This window comes from Xanthomonas sp. WHRI 7064 (genome assembly GCF_040202355.2).
GTDB classification, from domain to species: domain Bacteria; phylum Pseudomonadota; class Gammaproteobacteria; order Xanthomonadales; family Xanthomonadaceae; genus Xanthomonas; species Xanthomonas arboricola.
Window position 1 is genome coordinate 3716838 of sequence record NZ_CP167821.1, and the last position, 24465, is coordinate 3741302.

General features: G+C 66.6%; 24 protein-coding genes and 2 other RNA genes. 17 read left to right on the forward strand and 9 right to left on the reverse strand.

Features of this window, described 5'->3' with window-relative positions:
* Window positions 1-184 precede the first annotated feature (184 nt).
* The 4 genes from ABQY74_RS15870 to ABQY74_RS15885 all read right to left on the reverse strand — a co-directional run bounded on the left by ABQY74_RS15870 (window position 185) and on the right by ABQY74_RS15885 (window position 4534).
* The gene (locus ABQY74_RS15870; RefSeq protein WP_039525675.1) at window positions 185-2356 is read right to left on the reverse strand and encodes a bifunctional (p)ppGpp synthetase/guanosine-3',5'-bis(diphosphate) 3'-pyrophosphohydrolase; all 2172 of its coding nucleotides are present in this window, start codon (window positions 2354-2356) and stop codon (window positions 185-187) included.
* Window positions 2357-2483: 127 nt separating this feature from the next.
* Window positions 2484-2783 carry a DNA-directed RNA polymerase subunit omega gene (gene rpoZ, locus ABQY74_RS15875; RefSeq protein ID WP_002812428.1) on the reverse strand — a complete coding sequence of 100 codons (300 nt, stop codon included), beginning with the start codon at window positions 2781-2783 and terminating at the stop codon, window positions 2484-2486.
* A 127-nt stretch (window positions 2784-2910) separates the two neighbouring features.
* Window positions 2911-3522 (reverse strand): guanylate kinase, encoded by a 612-nt coding sequence (gene gmk, locus ABQY74_RS15880; RefSeq protein WP_039525672.1) that lies wholly within the window; start codon window positions 3520-3522, stop codon window positions 2911-2913.
* A 151-nt stretch (window positions 3523-3673) separates the two neighbouring features.
* The gene (locus ABQY74_RS15885) at window positions 3674-4534 is read right to left on the reverse strand and encodes a YicC/YloC family endoribonuclease (protein ID WP_104626543.1); all 861 of its coding nucleotides are present in this window, start codon (window positions 4532-4534) and stop codon (window positions 3674-3676) included.
* A gap of 109 nt (window positions 4535-4643) precedes the next feature.
* On the opposite strand from ABQY74_RS15885, the gene rph reads away from it, so the two are divergent.
* The 8 genes from rph to ABQY74_RS15925 all read left to right on the forward strand — a co-directional run bounded on the left by rph (window position 4644) and on the right by ABQY74_RS15925 (window position 12339).
* Entirely contained in the window at window positions 4644-5369 is a 726-nt protein-coding gene (gene rph, locus ABQY74_RS15890) for a ribonuclease PH (RefSeq protein WP_024938119.1), read from the forward strand.
* Window positions 5366-5758, forward strand: coding sequence for a VOC family protein (locus ABQY74_RS15895; RefSeq protein WP_016903569.1), 393 nt, complete (start codon window positions 5366-5368; stop codon window positions 5756-5758). Before rph ends, ABQY74_RS15895 begins: the two co-directional genes overlap by 4 nt.
* On the forward strand, window positions 5755-6354 hold the full coding sequence (gene rdgB / locus ABQY74_RS15900; protein ID WP_349792200.1) for an RdgB/HAM1 family non-canonical purine NTP pyrophosphatase: 600 nt from the start codon (window positions 5755-5757) through the stop codon (window positions 6352-6354). Before ABQY74_RS15895 ends, rdgB begins: the two co-directional genes overlap by 4 nt.
* 16 nt (window positions 6355-6370) lie before the next feature.
* Entirely contained in the window at window positions 6371-7528 is a 1158-nt protein-coding gene (hemW, locus tag ABQY74_RS15905) for a radical SAM family heme chaperone HemW (RefSeq protein WP_349792202.1), read from the forward strand.
* Window positions 7529-7750: 222 nt separating this feature from the next.
* Window positions 7751-10177, forward strand: coding sequence for a DUF1631 domain-containing protein (locus ABQY74_RS15910; protein ID WP_349792203.1), 2427 nt, complete (start codon window positions 7751-7753; stop codon window positions 10175-10177).
* The gene (locus tag ABQY74_RS15915) at window positions 10174-10521 is read left to right on the forward strand and encodes a PilZ domain-containing protein (RefSeq protein WP_349792205.1); all 348 of its coding nucleotides are present in this window, start codon (window positions 10174-10176) and stop codon (window positions 10519-10521) included. Before ABQY74_RS15910 ends, ABQY74_RS15915 begins: the two co-directional genes overlap by 4 nt.
* A 65-nt stretch (window positions 10522-10586) precedes the next feature.
* The gene (gene pepQ / locus ABQY74_RS15920; RefSeq protein WP_349792207.1) at window positions 10587-11912 is read left to right on the forward strand and encodes a Xaa-Pro dipeptidase; all 1326 of its coding nucleotides are present in this window, start codon (window positions 10587-10589) and stop codon (window positions 11910-11912) included.
* Between the two features lie 28 nt (window positions 11913-11940).
* A complete protein-coding gene (locus ABQY74_RS15925; protein ID WP_054592124.1) occupies window positions 11941-12339 on the forward strand; it encodes an XVIPCD domain-containing protein in 399 nt (132 codons plus the stop codon).
* Between the two features lie 185 nt (window positions 12340-12524).
* Here ABQY74_RS15925 and ABQY74_RS15930 read toward each other — a convergent pair whose 3' ends face one another.
* Both ABQY74_RS15930 and ABQY74_RS15935 read right to left on the reverse strand, forming a co-directional pair.
* The gene (locus tag ABQY74_RS15930; protein WP_039519200.1) at window positions 12525-13865 is read right to left on the reverse strand and encodes an aminopeptidase P N-terminal domain-containing protein; all 1341 of its coding nucleotides are present in this window, start codon (window positions 13863-13865) and stop codon (window positions 12525-12527) included.
* 13 nt (window positions 13866-13878) lie between these two features.
* Entirely contained in the window at window positions 13879-14421 is a 543-nt protein-coding gene (locus ABQY74_RS15935; protein WP_016903562.1) for a YecA family protein, read from the reverse strand.
* Window positions 14422-14657: 236 nt separating this feature from the next.
* Between ABQY74_RS15935 and ABQY74_RS15940 the strand changes: the two genes are divergently transcribed.
* From ABQY74_RS15940 to ABQY74_RS15975, 8 genes are all read left to right on the forward strand, one after another.
* Window positions 14658-14879 carry a TIGR02449 family protein gene (locus tag ABQY74_RS15940; RefSeq protein ID WP_024938110.1) on the forward strand — a complete coding sequence of 74 codons (222 nt, stop codon included), beginning with the start codon at window positions 14658-14660 and terminating at the stop codon, window positions 14877-14879.
* Window positions 14876-15175 carry a cell division protein ZapA gene (locus ABQY74_RS15945; protein WP_016903560.1) on the forward strand — a complete coding sequence of 100 codons (300 nt, stop codon included), beginning with the start codon at window positions 14876-14878 and terminating at the stop codon, window positions 15173-15175. Before ABQY74_RS15940 ends, ABQY74_RS15945 begins: the two co-directional genes overlap by 4 nt.
* A gap of 96 nt (window positions 15176-15271) precedes the next feature.
* Window positions 15272-15456: non-coding RNA, 6S RNA (gene ssrS, locus ABQY74_RS15950), on the forward strand.
* 276 nt (window positions 15457-15732) lie between these two features.
* Window positions 15733-16323: a 5-formyltetrahydrofolate cyclo-ligase gene (locus ABQY74_RS15955; RefSeq protein WP_184229951.1), complete on the forward strand. Its 591-nt coding sequence runs from the start codon at window positions 15733-15735 to the stop codon at window positions 16321-16323.
* Window positions 16320-16790 carry an EVE domain-containing protein gene (locus tag ABQY74_RS15960; RefSeq protein WP_039512412.1) on the forward strand — a complete coding sequence of 157 codons (471 nt, stop codon included), beginning with the start codon at window positions 16320-16322 and terminating at the stop codon, window positions 16788-16790. The genes ABQY74_RS15955 and ABQY74_RS15960 overlap by 4 nt, the downstream gene beginning before the upstream one ends.
* A 120-nt stretch (window positions 16791-16910) precedes the next feature.
* Window positions 16911-17558, forward strand: coding sequence for a ribose-5-phosphate isomerase RpiA (rpiA, locus tag ABQY74_RS15965; protein ID WP_349792210.1), 648 nt, complete (start codon window positions 16911-16913; stop codon window positions 17556-17558).
* 163 nt (window positions 17559-17721) lie between these two features.
* Window positions 17722-18171: a DUF192 domain-containing protein gene (locus ABQY74_RS15970; protein ID WP_024938108.1), complete on the forward strand. Its 450-nt coding sequence runs from the start codon at window positions 17722-17724 to the stop codon at window positions 18169-18171.
* Window positions 18172-18211: 40 nt separating this feature from the next.
* On the forward strand, window positions 18212-19093 hold the full coding sequence (locus tag ABQY74_RS15975; protein ID WP_024938107.1) for a SirB1 family protein: 882 nt from the start codon (window positions 18212-18214) through the stop codon (window positions 19091-19093).
* Between the two features lie 104 nt (window positions 19094-19197).
* Here ABQY74_RS15975 and ABQY74_RS15980 read toward each other — a convergent pair.
* Both ABQY74_RS15980 and ABQY74_RS15985 read right to left on the reverse strand, forming a co-directional pair.
* Window positions 19198-19274, reverse strand: a non-coding RNA gene (locus ABQY74_RS15980) — sX9 sRNA.
* A gap of 60 nt (window positions 19275-19334) precedes the next feature.
* On the reverse strand, window positions 19335-19574 hold the full coding sequence (locus ABQY74_RS15985) for a rubredoxin (protein ID WP_024938106.1): 240 nt from the start codon (window positions 19572-19574) through the stop codon (window positions 19335-19337).
* A gap of 23 nt (window positions 19575-19597) precedes the next feature.
* On the opposite strand from ABQY74_RS15985, the gene thiE reads away from it, so the two are divergent.
* Window positions 19598-20221, forward strand: a complete 624-nt coding sequence (gene thiE, locus ABQY74_RS15990; RefSeq protein WP_349792213.1) for a thiamine phosphate synthase — start codon at window positions 19598-19600, stop codon at window positions 20219-20221.
* Window positions 20222-21115: 894 nt separating this feature from the next.
* Here thiE and ABQY74_RS15995 read toward each other — a convergent pair.
* On the reverse strand, window positions 21116-24292 hold the full coding sequence (locus tag ABQY74_RS15995; protein ID WP_349792297.1) for a TonB-dependent receptor: 3177 nt from the start codon (window positions 24290-24292) through the stop codon (window positions 21116-21118).
* Window positions 24293-24465: the final 173 nt, after the last annotated feature.

Genomic DNA, 24465 nt, shown 5'->3' on the forward strand with positions numbered 1-24465 from the left:
TTGCGAAGATCGCCAGACACCGTGCTGGCGTACCGGACAGATCGCGCTGCAAGGGCGGCGTGGAGCCTGACCGAGCACGCGCGCGGCGCTCGCTACCTGCCGCCGCGGCAGGCCCGAGACACGGCGTCGGCGCATCAGTGCAGGCTGTTGCGCGGGCGGCCTCAGCGCGCCGCCACCCGGGCCGCTACTGCCGCCCTACGCTCTGCACCACATGCAGGCGCCGCAGCCGGCGCATCACTTCGGCTAGATGGCGGCGGTCGCGGACCTGGATGTTGAAGCGCAGCACCGCGGCGTTGAAATCGCGGTCCAGGTAATCCACGCGTTCGATATTGGACTGGCTCTGCGCAATCGCCGCAGCCAGCTGGGCCAGCACGCCGGTGCGGTTTTCCACCTCGACCACCAATGCGGTGTCGTAATCGCCGGTCACGCCCGAGTCCCAGTCGATCGGCACCCAGCGTTCGGGCGATTTGCGCAGCTCGGCCAGGTTGGGGCAGTCCAGACGGTGCACCACGATGCCCTTGCCGGCGGTGTGGTAACCCATGATTTCGTCGCCGGGAATCGGCTGGCAACAGTTGGCGAAGCTGATCACGCCGCGCTCGCTGCCGTCGATCAGGATCTTTTCGTGCGAATGCTTGGAGTGGCCGCCACCGCGCAATTCGGCGTAGGCCATCAGCGCCTGCGCGGCCTGGGTCGGCATCCAGTTGCCCAGCGCCACGTCGGCCAGCAAGGCTTCCAGGCGGGGATAGCGATGCTCGGTGAGGAAGGCGTCCAGGCGGCCCTTGGGCAACCGCTCCAGCGAGCTGTCCATCGCTTCCAGCGCGCGATCGAGCATGCGGTGGCCGAGCTGCACGGCGTCCTCATGTTCAAGCTGCTTGAGCTGGTGACGGATCGCGGTACGCGCCTTGCTGCTGACCACGAACTCCAGCCACTGCGGCTTGGGCGTGGCCGAGCGCGCGGTGATGATTTCCACCGCCTGGCCACTGGCCAGCTTGGTGCGCAGCGGCACCAGCTTCTTGTCCACCCGCGAGGCGACCGCGCGGTTGCCCACGTCGGTGTGCACCGCGTAGGCGAAATCCAGCGCGGTGGAGTTGCGCGGCAGCGCCAGGATCTTGCCCTTGGGCGTGAACAGATAGACCTCGTCCGGGAACAGGTCGACCTTGACGTTGTCCAGGAACTCCAGCGACGAGCCGGCCGCACGCTGCGAATCGATCAACTCCACGATCCAGTCGTGCGCGCGGCTCTGCGCGCTGTTGGGCGAGGCCGAGCCGACCTTGTAGGTCCAGTGCGCGGCCACGCCGCGTTCGGCGATCAGGTCCATCTCCTCGGTGCGGATCTGCACTTCGATCGGCGAGCCGTACGGGCCGAACAACACGGTGTGCAGTGACTGATAGCCGTTGGCCTTGGGGATGGCGATGAAATCGCGGAAACGCCCGTCCAGTGGCTTGAAGGTGGCATGCACCGCACCGAGCGCGTGATAGCAATCGGCCACCGAGCGCACCACCAGGCGGAAGCCGAACACATCCATCACCTGGTCGAAGGACTTGTTCTCTTCGTGCATCTTGGAATAAATGCTCCAAGGCGTCTTGATGCGACTGACCAGGCGATGCTCCAGCCCTTCCTTGGCCAGCCGCTGCGACAGTTGCACTTCCACCTGCGCCATCGATTCGCGCCGCACCACCGGCTGGCTGCGGATATGTTTTTCGATGATGGCGTGACGCCACGGATACAGCGCGCGGAAGCCCAAATTCTGCAGCTCGGACTTGATCAGGCTCATGCCCAGGCGCTGGGCGATCGGCGCGTAGATCTCCAGCGTTTCGCGCGCGATGCGGCTGCGCGCCTCGCTGCTCTGCGCGCCCAGCGTGCGCATGTTGTGCAGGCGGTCGGCCAGCTTGATCATGATCACGCGCAGGTCGCGCGACATCGCCAGCAGCATCTTGCGGAAGCTCTCCGCCGCCGCTTCCTGGCGGTCGCGGAACTTGAGCTTGTCCAGCTTGGTGACGCCATCGACCAGCTCGGCCACCGCTTCACCGAATTCCGACGCCAGCTCTTCGCGGGTCAGCGGGGTGTCTTCGATGGTGTCGTGCAGGATCGCGGCGATCAGCGATTCCATGTCCAGGCCGAGCTCGGCGAGCACGCCGGCCACCGCGACCGGATGGGTGATGTACGGCTCGCCCGACTTGCGGGTCTGGCCGGCATGCGCGCTGGCGCCCACTTCCCAGGCACGGCGCAGGATCGGCAGCTGCTCCTTGGGAAGGTAGCTGGCCGCGCGTTCGAGGTGCAGGACGTAGTCGGGGATGGCCTGGTCGGAAGACGGAGACGTCACGACGGTCGCCTGGGCAGTGGGGCCTGGGTTCATGCCGGAAGACTATGCCAGCAACGCAGTCACGGCAAACGTTTGCACACCGCAGGCGACAAAGCGGGCCCGAAACGAAAACAGCCCGCACATGGCGGGCTGTTCAGATCGATCGCAGCGATGCGAACAATCAATCGTCGTTCTTGGACATGTCTTCGTCGGCAACGACTTCGGCAGCAGCCCATTCCAGCGCTTCGCGTTCGGCGCGTTCGCGCTCGGCCTTCTCGACTTCGTCGATCAGCGCGTTGTCGATCCGGCGTGCGGCGATCTCGCGCAGTGCCATCACGGTGGGCTTGTCGCTGGCGTCGGCATTTTCGATCAACGGCTGCACGCCGTTGGCGAGCTGACGGGCGCGCTTGGACGCCATCATGACCAGCTCGAAACGGTTGTTCACGACTTCCAGGCAATCTTCTACGGTAATGCGGGCCATGCGGGCTCCCGGCGACCAGCAACGGCCGCGCATCGAATGAGGGAAAGGGGGCGGAGTGTACGCCCGGGCCGCCGTCACGGCAACCTGGGCCTATTCAGTTTCCTTTGGAATCAGGGATTTGAGCCGCTCAGTCCAGCAAGGCCCGGATCAACTCCGCATGCCGCTGCTGTTGCGCCTGCCGGCGCAGCCGGCTGGCGGTGAAGATCGCGCACATCTCCGAGACCGCGGTGTCGAAGGTCTCGTTGATGATGACGTAGTCGAACTCCTCGAAATGCAGCATCTCTTCGCGGGCGGCGGCCAGACGCTGCGCCATCACGTCCTCGCTGTCCTGGCCGCGCTTGCGCATGCGCTCGTCCAGCGCCTGGCGCGACGGCGGCAGGATGAACACGCTGACCGCGTCGGGCACCTTCTGGCGCACCTGACGCGCGCCCTGCCAGTCGATCTCCAGCAGCACGTCGTGACCGGCGGCCAGCTGCGGCTCCACCGACTGCCGCGCGGTGCCCTTCCAGTCGCCATGCACCAGTGCGTATTCGAAAAAGTCGCCCGCTTCGATCATGCCCTGGAACTCGTCGGCGGAGACGAAATGGTAGTGCTCGGCATGCCGTTCGCCCGGCCGCGGCGCACGCGAGGTGAACGAGATCGACAAGGCGATCTTGGGATCACGCGCCAGGGTGGCGTTGACGATGCTGCTCTTGCCGGCGCCGGAAGGGGCCGCAACGATATAGAGGGTGCCGCGCATAGGGTCAGGGATTCGGGCTTGGGGAGTCGGGATTCGCGAACGGGCTGCGGACCGGTACCACCGGGGTCGATATGCTACCGGTATTGGCCGCGCCCCGCTGAAACCCGGGATGGCCGTCGACCAATCCCGAATCCCCAATCACCACTCCCGGCTACTCGATGTTCTGCACCTGCTCGCGGATCTGGTCGATCAGCACCTTCAGATCCACCGCGGCGTTGGAGGTGCGGCTGTCCACCGACTTGGAGCCGAGCGTATTGGCTTCGCGGTTGAATTCCTGCAGTAGGAAGTCCAGGCGGCGGCCGACCGGCTCGCGTTGCCTGAGCACGCGGCGGATCTCGGCGATGTGGCTGGACAGGCGGTCAAGCTCTTCGTCCACGTCCAGCTTCTGCAGCCACAGCACCAGTTCCTGCTCGGCGCGCCCCGGGTCCACCGGATGCGGCAGATCGGCCAGCCGGGCGGCCAGCTTGGCACGCTGACCTTCGCGGATGACGGGAATCAGCGTGCGCACCTCGGCGGCGATGCGTTCGATGGCATCGACCCGCTCGCTGATCGCCTCGGCCAGCTTGCCGCCTTCGCGCTCGCGCGCGGCGACGAAACTGTCCACCACTTCGTCCAGTAATGCCAGGGCCTGCGCCTGCAACGCCGGTGCGTCCACGTCCTGCACCTGCAGCACGCCGGGCAACTGCAACAACTCGGTGAAGCCGACCTGCAGCTTGGGGAACATCCCATCTAGACGCGTTGCCAGTGCGCCCAGTTCCTGCAGCAGCGATTCGTTCACGGCCAGGGTCTGCGCGTTGTCCGGCGCGCGCAGGCGCAGCGCCAGATCCAGCTTGCCGCGGCTGTTTTTCGCCGCCACGCGCTCGCGCAGCAGCGGCTCCAGCGCACGCAGTTCTTCGGGCAGGCGCACGCCCACTTCCAGAAACCGATGGTTGACCGAGCGCAGCTCGCAGCCGAGCGTGCCCCAGGGCGTGATGCGTTCGCCACCAGCAAACGCGGTCATGCTTCGAATCATCGTCAGTCCCATGCCTTCAAAGCGCGAATGGTACCCTAGCGGCCCGCGCTGGCTGACCGCCCCGCCACGCGCCGACCCAGACCCACCTCCCGACTTCCGGACTCATCGCATGACCTTTTCCCGTCCCAGCGGCCGCACGGCCGACCAGCTGCGCCCGGTGCGCATCGAACGCGCCTTCACCCGTCACGCCGAAGGCTCGGTGCTGGTCAGCTTCGGCGACACCCGCGTGCTGTGCACCGCCAGCGTGGAAAACCGCGTCCCCGGATTCCTGCGCGGCAAAGGCGAAGGCTGGGTGACCGCCGAATACGGCATGCTGCCGCGCTCCACCCATACCCGTTCCGATCGCGAAGCCGCACGTGGCAAGCAGGGTGGACGCACGCTGGAAATCCAGCGCCTGATCGGCCGCGCACTGCGCGCCTGCGTGGATCGCAATGCCCTGGGCGAACGCACCATCACCCTGGACTGCGACGTGCTGCAGGCCGATGGCGGCACCCGCACCGCCGCGATCACCGGCGCCTACGTGGCGCTGGCCGATGCGGTGAACCTGCTGCTCAAGCGCGGCGACATCAAGAAGCACCCGCTGATCGGCGCCGTGGCCGCGGTGTCGGTGGGCATCTATCGCGGCGAGCCGGTGCTGGATCTGGACTATCCCGAAGACAGCGACTGCGACACCGACATGAATGTGGTGATGAATGACGGTGGCGGCTTCATCGAGCTGCAGGGCACCGCCGAAGGCCACGCCTTCCGCCGCGACGAACTCAACGCATTGCTCGCACTCGCCGAACAAGGCATGAGCGAACTGTTCGCCCTGCAACGCGCTGCACTGGCCGGATGAGCCGGCGCATCGCCCTGACCACCTTGCTGGTCGCCGACTACGACGCGGCGATCGCCTGGTACACCGGTGCGCTGGGCTTCCAGGTGCTGGAGGATCGCGCACTTGGCGACGGCAAGCGTTGGGTGGTGATCGGCCCGGGCAGCGCGCAGGACGCCGGCTTGCTGCTCGCGCAGCCGGCCGACGCCGCCCAGCGCGCGCGCATCGGCGACCAGACCGGGGGGCGGGTGGATCATTTTCTCTACACCGACGACTTCTGGCGCGACCACGCGGCGATGCAGGCGTTCGGGGTGGAATTCCTGGAAACCCCGCGCGAGGAACCGTACGGCACGGTCGTGGTGTTCCGCGATCTGTACGGCACCAAGTGGGACCTGCTGGAGCCCAAGCAATGAAACAACTGGTCCTGGCCAGCGGCAACGCCGGCAAGCTGGAAGAACTGCGTGCCATGCTCGCCGACCTGCCGCTACGCATCGTGGCGCAAGGCGAGCTCGGCGTGGACGATGTGCCGGAAACCGGCCTGACCTTCGTCGAGAACGCCTTGATCAAGGCACGCCATGCCAGCGCGGTCACCGGCCTGCCGGCAATGGCCGACGACTCCGGCCTGATCGTCGATGCGCTCGGCGGCGCACCCGGCCTGTACAGCGCGCGCTATGCCGGCAGCCCGACCGATGCGCAGGCCAACAACGCCAAGCTGCTCGACGCCATGCGCGCCGTGCCGGCCGAGCGCCGCAGCGCGCGGTTTTACGCGGTGATCGTACTGCTGCGTCACCCGGAAGATCCGCAACCGCTGATCGCCGAAGGCAGCTGGGAAGGGGTGATCACCACCGAACCACGCGGCACCGGCGGCTTCGGCTACAACCCGGTGTTCCTGGATCCGCTGCATGGCCTGACCGCTGCGGAGATGGATACCGCGCTGAAGAACCGGCTGAGCCACCGTGCGGTGGCGCTGGCCACGCTGCAGCACAAACTGCACGCCCTGTCGCTGTGAACCCTGGCCTGACGCAGTGCCCGACCTGATTCCACCGCCGCTGTCGCTTTACGTGCACCTGCCCTGGTGCGTGCGCAAATGCCCGTACTGCGATTTCAACTCGCATGCGGCCAAGGGCGCCCTGCCGTTCGAGGACTACGTGGATGCGCTGATCCGCGACCTGGATGCGGACCTGCCGCTGGTGTGGGGACGCGTGGTGCATTCGGTGTTCTTCGGCGGCGGCACGCCGAGCCTGTTTCCGCCCGAAGCCATCGACAGATTTCTGCAAGCCGCCGCCGCGCGGCTGCGCTTTGCACCAAATCTGGAGATCACCCTGGAAACCAATCCAGGCACCGCCGAGCATGGCCGCTTCGACGGCTATCGCGCCGCCGGCGTGAACCGGCTGAGCTTCGGCGTGCAGACCTTCGACGATGTGGCGCTGCAGCGGCTGGGTCGCATCCACGACAGTGCCGAGGCCGAGCGTGCGATCAAGCTGGCGCAGGACGCCGGCTACGACAATTTCAATATCGACCTGATGTACGCGCTGCCCGAGCAGACCCTGGCACAGGCCGAGCGCGATCTCGAACGCGCCTTCGCGCTGCAGCCCACCCACATGTCGCATTACCAGCTCACGCTGGAGCCGAACACGGTGTTCTTCGCGCGGCCGCCCAAGGGCATTCCCGACGACGATGCGGCCTGGGACATGCAGGAGCATTGCCAGCGCCTGCTGGCCGAGGCCGGCTACGCGCAGTACGAAGTGAGCGCCTACGCCAGGCCCGGGCGGCAATGCGCGCACAATCTCAATTACTGGCGCTTCGGCGATTACCTGGGCATCGGCGCCGGGGCGCACGGCAAGATCAGTTCCGGCGCCGAACAGCATGTGCTGCGACGCTGGAAGCACAAGCATCCGCAGAGTTACCTGGCCAGCGCCGGCAGCGCGGCGTCGATCGGCGGCGACGAGATCGTGCCGCGCGAGCGGCTGCCGTTCGAATACATGCTCAACCTACTGCGCCTGCACGAGGGCTTCGCCCTGCGCGACTTCGAAGTCTCCACCGGCCTGGCCGCGTCGGTCATCGAGTTGCCCGTGGCCCGTGCGATCGCGCGAGGCTGGATGACCGCGCAGCACGGACGCGTGGTGCCGACCGAGCTGGGCCGCCGCTTCACCAATGACGTGGTCGAGCTGTTTCTGGGCTGATCGCGGCGATCGCGGCGCGGCACAGCAGCCAGCACGCCGCGCCGTGATCGGTAGCGCACGCGACAGCACTGGCGCGTAGATCCAGCGATTTTGCGTCACACGCGCCCTCGTATGAGGGTAGCGACCGTAGCGGGCAAGCCGCGTCATGCGCCCGCGCGGTCGCTGCCCGGCGGAAAAACATGCTACATAGCTCACGCCTCGCACCGAGCCCGCCTCCCCCGGATGTCCACTCCCGCCTCCTCCCTGCAGCACACGCTCAGCAGCCCGCTCGCCGATGCGCCGGTTTCCGCGCGCGGGCGGCGCCTGCTCGCCGCGCTACACGCGCACTGCGTGCAGGCGCTCAGCGGGCCGCTGCGGCTGACCATCGTCGAGCTGGAACGCGAGCTGCTGCATCAGGCCGAGCATGCACGCAACAGCCAGATCCAGGCCGAAACCTATGCGCAGACGCGCGGCCTGCGTGACCACATCGATCGGTTTCCGCAGGCGTTCCTGCAGCAACTGGCGCAGGACCTGGCCACGCTGCGCGATCGCCCGTCGCTGATGCCAATAGCCGATGTATCGGCGCATCCGCAGATGCTCACCCTAGTGGAGGACACCGATATCGATCGCGATATCGTGCTCAGCGAGATTGCGCGCCGTGAGACCTCCCGCCGCGCCGATGCGCTGCAATTGCTGGCGCAGCGGGTGGCGGTGATCGGCGCGGTGGCCGAGTTCGAACTGGAAGCAGTGCCGCTCGGCCCGTACGCCTTGTGCCGCGTGCTGCGCCAGTGCGGCGAAACGCTGGGACTGAGCCTGGATGGGCAGCTGACGCTGTACCGCGTGTTCGAGCGTCAGGTCATCGAGCGTTTGAACGATCTGTACGAGCGCGCCAACGGCACGCTCGCGCAGGAGGGCATCCTGCCGGGGCTGATCTATCACCCTTACCTGGTCAAGCCCACCCAGGTGCAGACGCGGCGCGCACCGCCCGCAGCAGCCACCGCACCGAAGGATGCTGCGGCCGCCAGCGCGCGCGCGCTGCCGCCGCGCAACGGGCGGCCTGCAACCGGCTGGAGCGGGCAATCGGCACCGACACCGTGGCAGAGCGTGCTACTGGATCCGCCCGCTCTGCCGATGACACTGGCAGGGGCGACCTACGGTGAGCAGACAGCACCTGCCCTGAGCGATGCAGTGCAGGCGCTCGGCGGCCTGATGTCGTCGGCGCGTCAGTCGCAGGCAGCCGGTAACCTAGGCGCAGCGGCGAATCAAAGCTCTGCAAATCACGGCGCAGCGCCTGCGGCCAGCGCGCAGACAACACCCGAAAAAGCATCTCCCCGGCTCGCCGCCTCGGCCGTGCCCAAGGCAGCCGTCAGCGACGCACTGGCCAGCCTGCAGGGCACGCTGGCGGCACAGGCAGCAGCGGCGGCGCAGCCCAGCGGCATCGATGCGGTGCAGCGCCAGCTGCTTGCCTTGCTGCGGGCGCAACACGGCCCCGACGCCGCGCTGTCGCCGCAGGACACCGACACCTTCGATCTGCTCGGCCTGCTCTACGCGCAGATGCAACGCGAAGTCCGCGAGCAGACCCCGGCGCAGGCCCTGCTCGCCAAGTTGCAGGTGCCGGTGGTGCGCGCGGCCTTGGCCGATACGCATTTCTTCGTGCGCGACCAGCACCCGGTGCGCGAATTGCTCAACACCGTGGCCGAGTCCGGCGCGGTCTGGCTGGGCGACGACGACGTCGACCCGCAGTTGCTGCACAAGCTGGGCAGCGCGGTGGACCGGATCGTCAACGACTACCAGGGCGACGAGGCCGTATTCGCCGCGGCCAACGACGATATCCAGGCGCATCTGCGCGCCTCGGCGCGCAAGGCCGACCTCGCCGAGCGCCGCCATGTGGATGCGGCGCGCGGCAAGGAGCGGCTGGAGTCGGCCAAGCAGCAGGCCGAGGCGCGCATCGAGCAGTTGTGCGAGCAGAGCGTTCCGCCGCGCTTCGTGCAGGCGCTGCTGCGTCAGGCATGGTCGGACGTGCTGACGCTGACATTGCTGCGCCAGGGCGAGCAATCGCCCGAATGGGACGAGCGCCAGGCCCTGACCGCGCGTATCGCCGAAGTCACTTGCCGCAGCAAGGGGCAACCTGCCGACATCGCGCTCGGCACCGAGATCGAAACCGCGCTGCTGCAGGTCGGCTATCACCACGATGAAGCGGCGGCGATTGCGCGGCGCCTGTCCACGCCCGGCGGCGAGGACGAGATGACCTCGCGCACCGAACTCGCTTCCAGGCTCAAGGCGCGCACGCGGCTGGGCGACCAGGGCGACAGCGCACCGCGCAAGGACGTCGCCGGCCCGCGTTCGCCGACCGAAGAGGCCTGCTACACGCAGCTGCGCAGCCTGCCGTTCGGCAGCTGGTTCGAGTTCGTGATCAACCAGCAGGGCGACCTGCGTCGGCAACGGCTGTCCTGGTACAGCCCGATGACCGGCAACGCGCTGTTCGTCAATCAACGTGGGCAAAAGGTCGCCGAGCACTCGCTGGATGGCCTGTCGCGGTTGATGGCCGGCGGCCAGGCGCGCCTGCTGGTCGAAGAGAAATCGCGGCTGATCGACCGCGCCTGGCATGCCACCGTGCGCACGCTGCGCAGCCTGGCCGGCCAGGCGCCCATTGCAGAGGCCAACCCATGATTCAGGACACCCGCCGCGCACCGCGCCGCCAGCCGTCCGACCTGCTACCGGTGACCGACATGCTCAGCGAGGCGCAGATCGGCCGGGTCGGCAATGTCTCGGAAACCGGCATGCTGCTGCTGGCCTCGGTTCCGCTGCATGACGACGCCCTGTATCAATTGCGCTTCAGCCTGCCCGAGCGCATCGGCCGTGCCACCGAGATCGATGTCGGCGTGCATCTGTTGTGGACCGAAGCCGCGCACGCACCCGGACAGGCCTGGGCCGGCTTCCGCTTCCTGACCATGTCCGAGCCGCATCGCCAACGCCTGCGCGCCTGGATCGCCGAAGAACACATGCTGGGCTGAAGGACAGCATCACCACGATTACGGCAAAATCGCGACCTGTCTTTGCATTGCCGATCGAGCCCCGCATGCCCCAGCCGTCCTTGAGCCACCTGTATTCCGACCACCTGCGCACGCTGACCGCGCGCGCCGACGAGGCGCTGCAGCGCGGCGGCTTCGACCACCTGGTGGTGCCCAGCGGCAGCCTGCATTACCAGGTGTTCGACGACCGCGACTATCCCTACGCGGTCAATCCACAGTTCAAGGCCTGGGTGCCGCTGACGCGGGTGCCCAACAGCTGGCTGGTCTACACCCCGGGCAAGCGCCCGACGCTGATCTTCTGCCAGCCGTTCGACTACTGGCATGTGGTGCCCGACGCGCCCAGCGGCTGGTGGGTGGAGCACTGCGACATCCATATCATCCGTACCCCGGACCAGGCCCTGGCGCTGCTGCCCAGGCAGATCGACCGTTGCGCCATCCTGGGCGAGGCGCAGAGCGCGCTCGGTGCGTATGTGCCGAACAATCCGCAGCCGGTGCTCGATTACCTGGAGTACCAGCGCGCGTTCAAGACGCCGTACGAACTGGCGTTGCTGCGCATCGCCCAGCAGTTGGCAGTGCGCGGCCATCGCGCCGCCGAAGCGGCCTTCCGCGCCGGCCAGAGCGAGTTCGGCATCCATATGGCCTACTGCGCCGCCGTCGGTCAGGACGCCAACGAACTGCCCTACGGCAACATCATCGCGCTCAACGAGCACAGCGCGGTGCTGCACTACACCGAACTCGGCCAGCAGCCGCCGCAGCCGCTGCGCAGCTTCCTGATCGATGCCGGTGCTTCGGCCTACGGCTATGCCAGCGACATCACCCGCACCTATGCCGCCGACCCCGGCAGCGAATTCCAGGCCCTGATCGATGCAGTGGATGCCGCACAGGTGCGCATGGGCCAGGGCGTGCGCAGCGGCGTGGATTACAAGCAGTTGCACGTGGATGCGCATCTGGCCCTGATGGGCATCCTCAAGGACTTCGGCATCCTCACCGTGTCGCCGGAAGCTGCGCTCGCCACCGGCGTCAGCGCCGCATTCTTCCCGCACGGCCTGGGCCATCTGATCGGCCTGCAGGTGCATGACGTGGCAGGCTTTGCGGCCAGCGACCGCGGCGGCCGCATCGAACGCCCCGCCGGCCACCCGTATCTGCGCCTGACCCGCGTGCTGGAACCGGGCATGGTGGTCACCATCGAACCGGGCGTGTACTTCATCGACATGCTGCTGGACGAAGTGAAGAAGAACGGCCACGCCGCCAGCGTCGACTGGGCACGCGTTGCGCAGTTCAAACCCTACGGCGGCATCCGTATCGAAGACGAGGTGGTGTGCACCGATGGCGCGCCCGAAAACCTGACCCGCCCGGTGTTTGCCGCCCCTTGAATCCTTCCGCACCGCACGGAGCATTGCCATGAACGATCCACGTCAGTCCTCGCATCCCGACCATCCGATGTATCAACAGATCCAGCGCGGCGTGCATGCAATCGATGCGGCACATGGACGCACACCCGACCAGACCAGCGACCGGCTCAGCGCCGCCCTGTTGCCGCTGGCCAAGGAAGGCGGCCTGTCGCGCGTGGACCACGTGCTGATGAGCGAGGCCAACAATCGCGGCGTGCACGGTGGCGAAAACGTGTTCGTGGTGCAGGGCGACCCGGCCAACCCGGCGCATCTGCGCGCGCACATGAAGACCGAGCAGGCATTGAGCACGCCGGAAGCGCAGTCGTTTGCACGCGCGCAGCAACTGGTGACGCCGGGCGAACAGGTCCAGCAGCCCGAACGCACCCAGACGCCCCAGCTGGGCCAGTAGAACGGCGCGCAGCACAACGGCCGGGCGCCTCATGTTTGCAAGGCGCCCGGCGCAGCGCGCGCCGAGCGACGCCGCCGCCCTCAGCCGGATACGCCGCGCAATCTCAACCAAGCCGGCAGTGCGCGTGTTGCTCGCAAGGCAATGCACCGATCCAGGTCAGGACGGCTCATGGCGGCATGACCGCGCTATGCGCGCAACGCGTCGCGGTCCGCCATCTCCGCTTCGATCTCATCGGCGCTGCGCGCCAGCGCATCGGTCAGCACCCGATGGCCGTCGGCGGTGATCAGCACATTGTCTTCGGTGCGAATGCCGATGCCGCGCCACCTGGCCTCCACCGTGGTGTCGTCGGCGGAGATGTAGAGCCCCGGTTCGATGGTGAACACCATGCCGGGCTCGAGCAGACGCGAGTCGCCAGCCAACCGGTAGTCGCCCACATCGTGCACATCCAGCCCCAGCCAGTGGCCGGTCTTGTGCCGATAGAAGCGCTTGTAATGGCCGTCGGCGATATTGCGCTCCAGCTTGCCCTTAAGCAGGCCGAGCTGCAGCAGTCCTTCGGTCAGGGTCTGCACCGCGGCCAGATGGCCGGCTTCGTAGGGCACGCCGGGGCGCGCCTGCGCCAGCGCGGCAGCCTGCGCAGCGCCGACCAGATCGTGCAGCGCACGCTGCGCCGGGGTGAAACGGCCGTTGACCGGAAAGGTGCGGGTGATATCAGCCGCGTAACCGCGGTACTCGGCGCCGGCATCGATCAGCACCAGCTCGCCATCGCGGCTGCGCGCGTTGTTGGCGCGGTAGTGCAGCACACAGGCATTGCTGCCGGTGCCGACGATGCTGCCGTATGCCGGCCACGCATCGGCGGCGCGGAACGCGCACTCCACCTCGGCCTGCAGTTCGTACTCGTGCACCCCCGGCCGCGCCAGCCGCATGGCGGCGCGATGCGCGCGCACGCTGATGTCGGCGGCCTGCTGCATCAATGCGATCTCGTCGCGCGACTTGAACAGCCGCTGCTCGTGCAGCAGATGCCCGAGCTCGAGGAATTCATGCGGCGGCTGCGCGCCGTGGCGCACCTGCTCGCGCACGCGCTTGAGCCAGCCGATCAGCTTGAGGTCGAAGTCGACATCGCGCCCGAAGTGGTAATAGACGCGGCTGCGCCCTTCCAGCAGGCCCGGCAGGATCTCGTCGACATCGTCGATGGGATAGGCATCGTCCATGCCGTAGCGCTCCACCGCGCCTTCCTGGCCCTCGCGCGGGCCATCCCAGGCCTCGCGCTCGGCATCGCGCTCGCGGCAGAACAGGATCGCCTCGCCATGCTTGCGGCCCGGCACCAGCACCAGCACCGCTTCCGGCTCGGGGAAGCCGCTCAGATACCAGAAATCCGAATCCTGCCGGTACGGGTAGTGGGTGTCGTGGCTACGCACCCGCTCGGGCGCGGCCGGCAGGATCAGGATGGCCTGATCGCCGGCCATCTGCATCAGCTGCTTGCGCCGACGCGCGTACTCGGCCGCGCCGATCCCGGTGAGTTTTTTCATGGCGGTTACGCGGTCAGTTCAGACGTTGGCGGAAGCGCGGCCCCATCACGCAGTCGCCATGCAGCAACAGCACCGCCACGCGCACGAACTCCTCGATCTCCGCCAGGGCGGTGTCGTCTTCGTCGGCTGCATCGAAATCGTCGCTGGACGCCTGCGCCAGCCGCGCCAGGTCTTGCAGCGCCTCTTCGCCCTCTTCGGTCAGTGCCGGGCGCTGCTGCGCCGCCAGGCCGAAGCCGCCCAGAAAGGCGCGACACCAGTCGAACAAGGCATCGGTGCGCGCCGCCAGCGGTGCACCGTCATCGATCAGCAGCAGTTCGAAGGCGAAATCGCGGTCTTCCAGCTGCGCCACCGTGGCCTGACGCATCTGGTCCAGCGCCCCGCCCTGCTTGGGCGCCACCTGCGCGGTGTCGGCCAGAATGCGCGCCAGCCAGTCGCCGCTGTCGGCACCGCCACCGGAGAGCCACCCGCACAGCCCGCCATGCAACTCCGCTGCGGAGGAAGCCAACTCCAACTGGCGACTTTCGTTTTGCACAGCGGTTACATCAGGCAGATCCATCGGGTCATCCAGGCTGGGAACAGGAGGTGCCGGCACATGGGCCGGCGATTTGACTTCCCAGTGTATCAAGGCACCCCGCGTCGGCCGCCAGCGGCGCGTTCCATACGGGTTCAACGCGTGTGACGCCGGCCGCGCCGGGCGCAGCGCAAGCCCTTGTCGGGATTGGCCTGACGGCGGGTAAGCGGGCTGCGATCGGGCGCTTGACCGCCGCGCGCACGCGCCCCTATCGTGAGCGCATGGACAACGCCGCTGCCCTCGCCCAGATCCGCGCACTTGCCGCCCGTGTGGAGGCCCTGGTGGAGCGCAGCCAGCGGTTGACCGACGAGAACCGCAGCCTGCGTCACCAGCAGGAACAGTTGATCGGCGAGCGTGCGCAATTGCTGACCAAAAACGAACAGGCGCGCTCGCGCGTGGAAGCGATGATCGTGCGGTTGAAATCCCTGGAGCAGCACACGTGAGCAACAACGAGCCGGTCAGCGTGCGTATTCTGGATCGTGAATACACCGTTGGCGTCACCGCCGACGAACGCGAGAGCCTCACCGCTGCGGCGCGCCTGCTGGATCTGCGCATGCGCGAGATTCGCGGCAGCAATCGCATGGCAGCGGTGGACCGCGTTGCGGTGCTGGCCGCACTCAACCTGGCGCATGAATTGCAGCAGCTGCGCGATCAGCAAGCGCTATACGACCGTGAACTGGCCAACACGCTGGACAGCTTGAATCGCCGCCTGGACAGCGTGTCCGACACGCCGCGTTGAGGTGCAGTTCGCACTGTCGTCGCAAATATGAACTTTCAATTGCGCCGGCCGACGAATGGGCTAGCCATCGCGCAGCAGAGGTCTATACTTCACCTGCGTTCTCTGCTGTAAACGACAGCGTGCAAAACATTCGCCTTGTCCCTTAATTACGACCACGGGGGCGCGACGAAGCCGGGAGTGCAAGTCCGCCTTGTAGCGGGAAGCCCGATGGCCTCACAACGTCCCCACTTGAACCCCGGGTTCAAGGTCGTTTCGCCCGCATCGTTCACGGCGGAGAATGCAAATCTGAAACGGCGCCTTCGGGCGCCGTTTCTTTTTGCGTGCCTGAAAGGCGCGGCACGCGCAGTTCGGCTGCGCCGCTGTTGCAATGACTGCGCCAAGGCATGCGTGCGTGCGTGCGTGCGTGCGTGCATGCGGCGCAATGTTGCAAGTACTGCACGCACGCGCCCAACGACAGGCGAGAGACTTGCCGGCACCGCGATCGGTGGGACACACGCAGCTAGGCAGGCGCGCCCACGCGATCGACAATATCCCTCCGCCCATCGCTGCGAGACGCCATGACCGACGACCGAGACGCCTTGCGCCAGCAGTTGCGCGCGCTGCGCCGCAGCCTGCCCGCAGCGCAGCGCCTGGCAGCCGCCGATGCGCTGGCCGAGCGCCTGCTGGCGCTGCCGTTCGCGCCGCAGACCGGTGCGGTGGCCGGGTACTGGGCAATGGATGGCGAAATCGCGCTGCACCGCTGGCAACTGAGCCTGCCGCCCGGCGTGCGCTATTGCCTGCCGGTGCTGGATGGGCGCGTCTTGCGCTTTGCGCCGTGGCGGCCGGGCCAGGGGCTGGTCAGCAACCGCTACGGCATCCCCGAGCCGGACGTGGCACGCGCCGAGCTGCTTGCACCCGAGGAGATGGCGCTGGTGGTGACGCCGTTGACCGGCTTCGACGCGCAGTGCCGGCGGCTGGGCATGGGAGGCGGCTGGTATGATCGCAGCTTCGCGTTCCGGCACCGCCAGACGCCGCCGCCCTGGCTGGTCGGCGTCGGCTTCGCCGCGCAGCAGCTACCCGCCCTGCCCACCGAATCCTGGGACGTGGCGGTGGATGCGATCTGCACCGAACACGCCACCTTCCTGAAAGACGACGCCGTTTCCGTATGACTGCCCGCAAGCGCTACTGGTTGATGAAGTCCGAGCCGGACACGTTTTCCATCGATGATCTGGAACGCGTCGGCACCGAACCGTGGAACGGCGTGCGCAACTACCAGGCGCGCAACTTCATGCGTGACGGCATGCATGTCGGCGACGGGGTGTTGTTCTACCACTCCAACTGCAAGGTGCCGGGCATTGTCGGCATCGCCAAGGTCGCCAGCGCGGCGTATCCGGACGACACCCAGTTCGACCCCAAATCCGACTACCACGACCCCAAGGCCACCCGCGAAGATCCGCGCTGGATGCTGGTGGACGTGGCCTTCGAGCGCAAACTCAAGCGCACGATCGCACTGGACGAAATCAAGCAGCAGGCCGACGCACTGGGCGAAGGCTTCCCACTGATCGCCCGCGGCAACCGCCTGTCGATCCTGCCGGTCACCGCCGCGCAGTGGAAATTGTTGCTGGCGATGGAGTAGCCGGGAGTAGAGATTCGGGATTTGCGATTTGTAAATCCCGGCTCGGCCCAGCCGCTCTTGCGATTCCCCAATCCCGATTCCCCAATCCCGATTCCCGATTCCCCAATCCCGAGCCCCCAAATGTCCGAAGCAAAACGCCTGGCCGCCGAAAAAGCGATCGATTACGTGGAAGACGGCATGATCGTCGGGGTCGGTACCGGTTCAACGGTGGCCTACTTCATCGATGCCTTGGGCCGCATCAGCCACCGCATCAAGGGGGCGGTGTCCAGCTCCGAGCAGAGCAGCGCGCAGCTCAGGCGCCACGGCATCGAGGTGCTGGATCTCAACCACACCGGCAATCTGTCGCTGTATGTGGATGGCGCCGACGAGTGCGACCCGAACCGTTGCCTGATCAAGGGCGGCGGCGCAGCGTTGACGCGCGAGAAGATCATTGCCGAGGCCAGCGAGCGCTTCATCTGCATCGTCGACCCGAGCAAGCAGGTGCCGGTGCTGGGCAAGTTCCCGCTGCCGGTGGAAGTGATTCCGATGGCGCGCAGCCTGGTGGCCCGCCAGATCCTGGCGCTCACCGGCGGTCAGCCGGTATGGCGCGATGGCGTGGTCACCGACAACGGCAACGTGGTGCTGGACGTGCACAACCTGCAGATCACCGACCCGGTGGCGCTGGAGCGCAGCTTGAACCAGATTCCCGGCGTGGTCTGCGTGGGCCTGTTCGCGCGTCGCCCGGCCGATGTGGTGATCGTCGGTGGCGAGCCGCTGCGGGTGATCTGAGCGATCGCGTGCAGGCACGCGCATACGCAGTTGCGGCCCGCGTTGCGAAGCGACAGCGGGCCGGACTCCTGTCACCTGCGATGACGGTACGACGCACCACAGCGGCTTGACGCACGCGGCCGCTTGGCAGATGGTGCGGCATCCCCGCCCACTGGTATGCCGCATGCGCCGTCTTTGCCTCCTCGCCCTTGCGTTGTTGATCCTGCTCAGCGGCTGCGCCAGCAGCGGCGGCACCTGGGTGGAACTGGCCGGCACGCGCTACCAGGTGGAGCTGGCGCAAAACGATGCCGACCGCGCCAAAGGCCTGATGTTTCGCGATGCCATGGCGGACGATCACGGCATGCTGTTCGTCCACGACCGCCAGGAACCGCTGGCGTACTGGATGAAAAACACCAAGATCGCGCTGGATATCCTGTATTTCGACAATGAGCGTCGGCTAGTGTCGCAACAGCGCGACGTGCCGCCGTGTTCGGCCGGCGACGCCTGCCCGCCCTACCCCAGCAAGCGCCCGGCCCGTTATGTGCTGGAACTCAATGCCGGCCAGGCCGCCAGGCTCAACCTGCAGGACGGCGCCAGCCTGACCCTGAGCCCGGATATCCCAAAGCTCAAGTGAATCTCACGCGACAGGCCCTTCCTGTCAGGAAGTACCGGACTTGAACCACGCGCCGCTTGCCGACACTCTTGGCAGCATGGTCGACATGCTCCCACTTCCCCATTGGACCGCGCTCGCCAGCCTGGACGACGACGCAGTGCCGTTGATGTCCACCGCGCTGCTCATCGCGCGCGACGAGTATCCGCAGCTGGACGCCGAGCTGTACGACACGCTGGTGCAAAGCCACGTCGAGCATCTGCGCCGCGAGGTGGAGGCGATCGACCTATGGCCGCTGAAGATGGCCGCGGTCAATCGCTACCTGTTCGACGAGCTGGGCTATTCGGGCAATCACGACGAGTACTACGACCCGCGCAACAGCTACCTCAACCAGGTCTTCGAGCGCCGCCTGGGCAACCCGATCTCGCTGGCGATGGTGCAGATCGAAGTCGCGCGCCGGCTGGGCATTCCACTGGCCGGCGTGTCGTTTCCCGGGCATTTCCTGGTGCGTTTGCCAGTGGACGACGGCGTGCTGGTCATGGATCCGTTCAACGGCGGCCGCCCGCTGGGCGTGGACGAGCTGCGCGAGCGCGCGCGTCCGCACCTGGGTGGCGAGATCCCCGACGACCGCGCCCTGGCGCAGATCCTCGACCCCGCACCGCATCGCGCGATCCTGATTCGCATCCTGCGCAATCTGCACGGCGTCTACGCCGATGCCGAGCACTGGGACCGCGCCGCGCGCAGTGCCGACCGCATCCTGAAGCTGGTGCCGGACCAGCCCGAGGCACTACGCGATCGCGGCATGGCCTATCTGCATCTGGGCCACCGCAACGGTGCACGCCACGATCTGTCGCGCTATCTGCAGCTCAACCCCAGTGCGCAGGATGCAACCAATCTGCATGAGCATCTGGTCGAGCTGAACAGTCAGCGCGCGCGCGCGCACTGAAAACACAGCCTTCGAGGCCCTCGCCGGCGCCATGCGAACGTGTGCCGGCGATGTTGTGGCGCGAAAAACGCAGCGACCCAGCTGAGCCGCCAAGACAGTAGAGCGGCGAACAAAAGGTAGAGAGCGGTCGTCAGGTGGGTGCGGACGGCGCGCTCAGAACCGGAGTGTACGAGTGGTACATGCCGATCCCGAGCACCGCAGCGCCCGCCTGACGGCGGCGCAGTAGTTTTGTTGGCCGCTCTTAGTCGATCTCGACCATCTCGAAGTCGTCCTTGGTCACGCCGCAATCCGGGCAGGTCCAGGTGTCGGGAACGTCCTGCCAGGCGGTGCCCGGGGCGATGCCCTCTTCGGGGATGCCGTCGGCCTCGTGGTAGAGAAACCCGCAGACGACGCACATCCAGGTGCGGTAGGTGGTCGTGGATGTCTCGCTCATCGGATAATCGCGGTCACGCAACGGTGGGGCTGCATTGTCCCATCCCACCCACCGCTTCCGGAAGCGCTGCCATGCCCGACCTGCACAACGCCCGCGGCGTCTACCTCATCACGCCCGACGAACCCGACACCGCACGCCTGATCGCGCGCACCTTGCCGCTGCTGCCCGCTGTCACCTGGCTGCAGTACCGTAACAAGCAGGCCACCGCGCCGCTGCGCCTGGAGCAGGCCAGCGCGCTGCGCGAGGCGTGCGCTGCGCACGGCGTGCCGTTGATCATCAACGACGATGCACAGCTGGCACGACAGGTGGGCGCGCAGGGCGTGCACCTGGGCGAAGACGATGGCGAGGCGGCGGCCGCACGAGCGCTGTTGGGCGAACAGGCCATCATCGGGGTGTCGTGCTACGACGAGATCGCGCGCGCGCGCGCAGCGGTCGCGGCCGGTGCCAGCTACGTGGCCTTCGGCGCGTTCTTCCCAACGACCACCAAGGTGACGACACGTCGCGCAACGCCGGCGTTGCTGCAGCAAGCCGCAGCGCTGGAAGTGCCGCGCGTGGCGATCGGTGGCATCGCGGCTGCGCAGGTGCCCGAATTGGCGGCTGCAGGTGCCGAATTGATTGCGGTGGTCAGCGGCGTGTACGCCGCGCCTGACCCGCTCGCGGCAGTGCAGGCATATCGGGCCGGGTTTGCACGCTAGCGTGGCTGGCAGACGACAGACGTCACCCGCGACACGCGCAAGCGAAGACACAAGAGACCGAGACTCGAGTCGAAGCGTTGTTTATTAGATGCAGTCAAAAGCTCGGTTGGTCGAGGGCGCAGTGCCCTCACCGCTCGCGGGACACGCCGTGAATCCGTCCGTGGAGGCTGCTTGGCGGCATCCATGCCGCCAAGGGCCCCGCAATCGGCAAGGACACCGCACCAGGAAATTTGCCGGCTGTTTTCTTGAGAGCTTGTTGCGCGGCTTACGGTGGCAGATGAGGCGCTTGCAGGTCGCGTGTTGAAAGCTTGTCCACTGCCCGGCTTGCGATAGGGAGGTGGCGGGAAGCTGGTTGATGCATAGTGATTCGACCAGCGCACGCCATGCCCTGCTTGCAACCACGCACGCCGACCATCTTGACCGGTCCTTGCCCGCCCACCGTCGCGGGACCTTACGCGGCATGGATGCCGCGTAAGAGCCTACAAGGACGTACTTGCGGCGTGTCCTGCGATGGTGGGCGGGCAAGGACCCCGCAGCAAACTCACAGCGTAGAGGGCGCGGCGAGGACACCCACCAGAAAGTCAGTCGGTTGCTTTATCCAAAACCATGCACACCCACTATCCCGACTGGCCCTTGCCCGCCCACCGTCGCGGGACCTTACGCGGCATGGATGCCGCGTAAGAGCCTACACGGACGTACTTGCGGCGTGTCCCGCGATGGTGGGCGGGCAAGGGCCCCGCAGCCAAACTGCAGATTAACCGCTCTACAACCGATCTATGCGCACGACCAATCCTCCAACAGCGCATACGAAGAGCGGCGTGACGTACAGACAACAAGGCAGCGACGCGTGCCATCACGCGTCGCTGCCGGGACCGACCTTATCGCCTGCCGCGATTAGAAGTCGTAGCTCAATGTCACCCGGCCCGAGCGCGGTGCCTGGTAGGCCACGACCTGATCCCAGAGCGGATTGGTGGTGTTGTCGGGCAACTGCGAGAACGGGTAGATGTTGGTTGCGGTCTGCTCGTTGGTGATGTTGAACACGTCAAAGCGCAGTGCCAGCTTGCCGGCGGCGAATGCCGGCTTGTAGGTCACGCCCATGTCGAGCTGCGCGATCCAGCCCAGCCGCCCCTGCGAGCCGGGAGGCGATGCTACGCCGGTACCGGTCTCCGGGTTGTAGCAGTAGTGGTAAGGACCGCCGGTGATCGCGCTGCCACCGTAGCCGGCCGGGTCGGTGCCGGTGTAGTTGTCGCCGTAGTAGTTGCCCAGGCAATTGTGTGGCGCGCCCGAGATCAGGCTGAAGTTGGCCGACGCGCCCCATTGCGGAGTGAACTGGTAGAAGCCGAACAACTTGAGCTGGTGGCGATGATCGTTGGATTGGTCGCCGTTGAAGTGTTCCATCAGCGCCGCGTGGTCCCAGCTCTGCGTGGTGGAGACCGAGGCCTGGCCCTGGTAGCTGCCCAAAGCGCCGCCGGTGCGCCACAGGTCAGAACGCACCTGACCTTCGGTGGTGCCGTAGCTATGCGACCACACGTAGTTGACCTTGGCGTACCACTTGCCGTCGAACGGACGTTCCAGATTGAATTCGACCGCCGAGTAATTGCGCTTGAACTTCGGGAAGCCGGCCGCCTCGCGGCTCACCGACACTTCATGGAACTGGCCATCGGTGCCGATCACGCCCCAGGTGTTGGTCTGGCCCGGATTGATCAGCGATGCACCGGCAACCTGCGAGGAGTCGATGGTCACGCCCTGCGCGGCCGCAGCGGCGATCAACGCCGTATTGGAAACGTCGTAGTTCTGATCGTCGATCCCCGCATTGAGGCGGCGGTGCGTGCCGCGCACGCCCAGCACCCAGCCGGTGTCCAGCTGCTTGGTGAAACCGAGGATGACTTCGTCCTGGTTCTCGCCCTCGATGTCCTTGACTACTGCGGTGCGCACGTCGGCGATGCGGCCGAAGCGCGAATTGGCCGACACGGCCGAACCCAGCTGCTGCGCCAGAATCGGCGTGCCATCGGCGTTGATGCCGCTGTAGGTGAAGTAGGTATCGGTGGTGGTGGCCGGGGTGAACAGGCTCACTGCCGACAACGGCAGGCCGAGGTAATAACGGCCCACGTTGCCGAACACCTTCAGGCTGGAATCGCCGTTGACGTCCCAGCTGAAGCCCAGCCGCGGCGCCCAGGCGTTATCCACTTCGATGTAGGGGTCGCCGAACGGGGTGTAGTTGGTGAACTCGTCCTTGCGCAGGCCGATGCTCAGCAGCAGGTTGTCGGTGACCTGCCACTTGTCTTCGATGTAATAGGCGCGTTGCTTGGCCTCGTAGGAATACAGGCTGGTGTTGATGTTGCGCACCACGTAATAGCCGCTGGACCCGTTGACCGGATCGACCAGGCCCGGGCTCGGCGCGCCGATGCCGCCGGCTTCGTTGGCCGACTGGCTGACCAGCCCGCCAGTCCGCAGGCCATTGGGATCGTTGGTCTGGCCATAGGTCCACGCAAAGCCCGGGCCGGACAGCACCGAGCCCACATCGATACCCTCGGACTTCTGGTTATCGATACCGAAGTTGAGCGTGTGGTGGCCGATGCGCCATTCCAGATTCAGGCGTTGATTGTCTTTCTTGTATTCGCGATCCGGTGAACTGACCGAGGTGACCAGCTGATTGCCGATGCGCGGTGTGCCGCCGGTGTAGGCCGGATTCTGCAGCGCGGCACTGTTGATGACCGGCCCGCCGGCCGCGTTGTAGTTGAAGGGCGTCAGCTCGTCGGGCGTTTTCATCTTGCCGTACAGCGCGGTCACGGTGAGGTTGTTGCTGAGGTAGCCGGTGTACTTGCCGGTGAACAAGGTCGGCCCGGTCTTCCAGGTGGACTCGTCGGTGAAATAGCTGCCGCGCTGGCGATTGACATAGTCGTAGCGGTAGATCGACCCGTTGGTCTCTGCCTCGTCGCTGGCGCCGGTCACCTCGATCAGGTGGTTGTCGGTGATGTTCCAGTCCACCTTGGCGTACCAGCGCTTCTGCTTGTAGTCGTAATCGGTCAGACCACCGGTGCGGCCGTTGTCGGTGTCGCGATTGGTGCCGACGCGTACGCCGTCCGAATCCACCTGTTCGGCGGCCAGGAAGAAGAACAGCTTGTCCTGGATGATCGGCCCGCCGACATAGGCGCTGTAGGTGGTCTGGTTGGCTTCGGCCTCGCTCGCCGGCTGATACAGGCCATTGGCCGAGCGCGCGTAGCGGTAGGCGGCGTTGTTGATCGTGCTGCCCTGGCTGTCCGGGCGCCAGTAGATGTCGCGCTGATTGGCCTTGAGGCCGTTCGGCTCCCAGATCACCGCCGCGCCGAACTTCCACTCATTGGTGCCGCGCTTGCCGATCTGGTTGATCACGCCGCCATTGGCGCGGCCGTACTGCGCGCCGTAGCCGCCGGTGAAGATTTCCTGCTGGTCGATGGCGCCGTACGGCAGGGTCAGGCCGCCCAGGTTGTTGCTGATGGTGGTGGTGTTGAAACCGTTGAGGTAATAGGCGTTTTCGCTGGCGGCCGAGCCGCCGAAGCTGGGCAGCGAGCCGCCGAGCGGGCCATTGTCGAAACCGCCGCTGTTGACCACCACGCCCGGTGCGAGCAGCGCGATTGCCTCGGCGGTGCGGCCCAGCGGCAGTTGCTGCAACTGCTCGGCGGTGACCACGGTGCGGGTGTCCACGCTGCTGACGTCGATGGTGGTCAGGCCTGCGGCGGTGACGGTCACGCTGTCCAGGGTCTGCATGCCGCTACCCGCTGCGGCGGCGAACGAGACGTCGGTGTTGGCGCCGACGGTGATCGCGACGTTCTCGCGCGTCTCCACCACCGCGCCATCGCGCTTGACGGTGACTTTGTAGGTGCCCAGCGGCAGGTTGCCGGCGGTGTAACGGCCGCGCGCATCCACCGGTACTTCGCGGCTGAACCCGCTGTTGTTTTCCACCAGCACGCTGGTGCCGCTGCTCTGCCCCACGCTGCCGACGATGCTGCCGCTGGTGGACTGCGCGTGGACGCTCCCCATGGCCATGACCAGCGCCAACGCCAAGGCACGCTTCTGGATACTACGGTTCATGCTGTCTCCCCCAAGTCTGGAACTGTCGGCAACGCGACAAAAATGAACGGCGCCAATGGCTACCGGAATCACACTCTCTGAACATCCGCCGCAGGAGGCCAATGACCGCGGGTCATCTGCTCATGCCAAACCGTCGATACCGTCCCGTTCGATCATAGGCAGCCGGGTTGCCC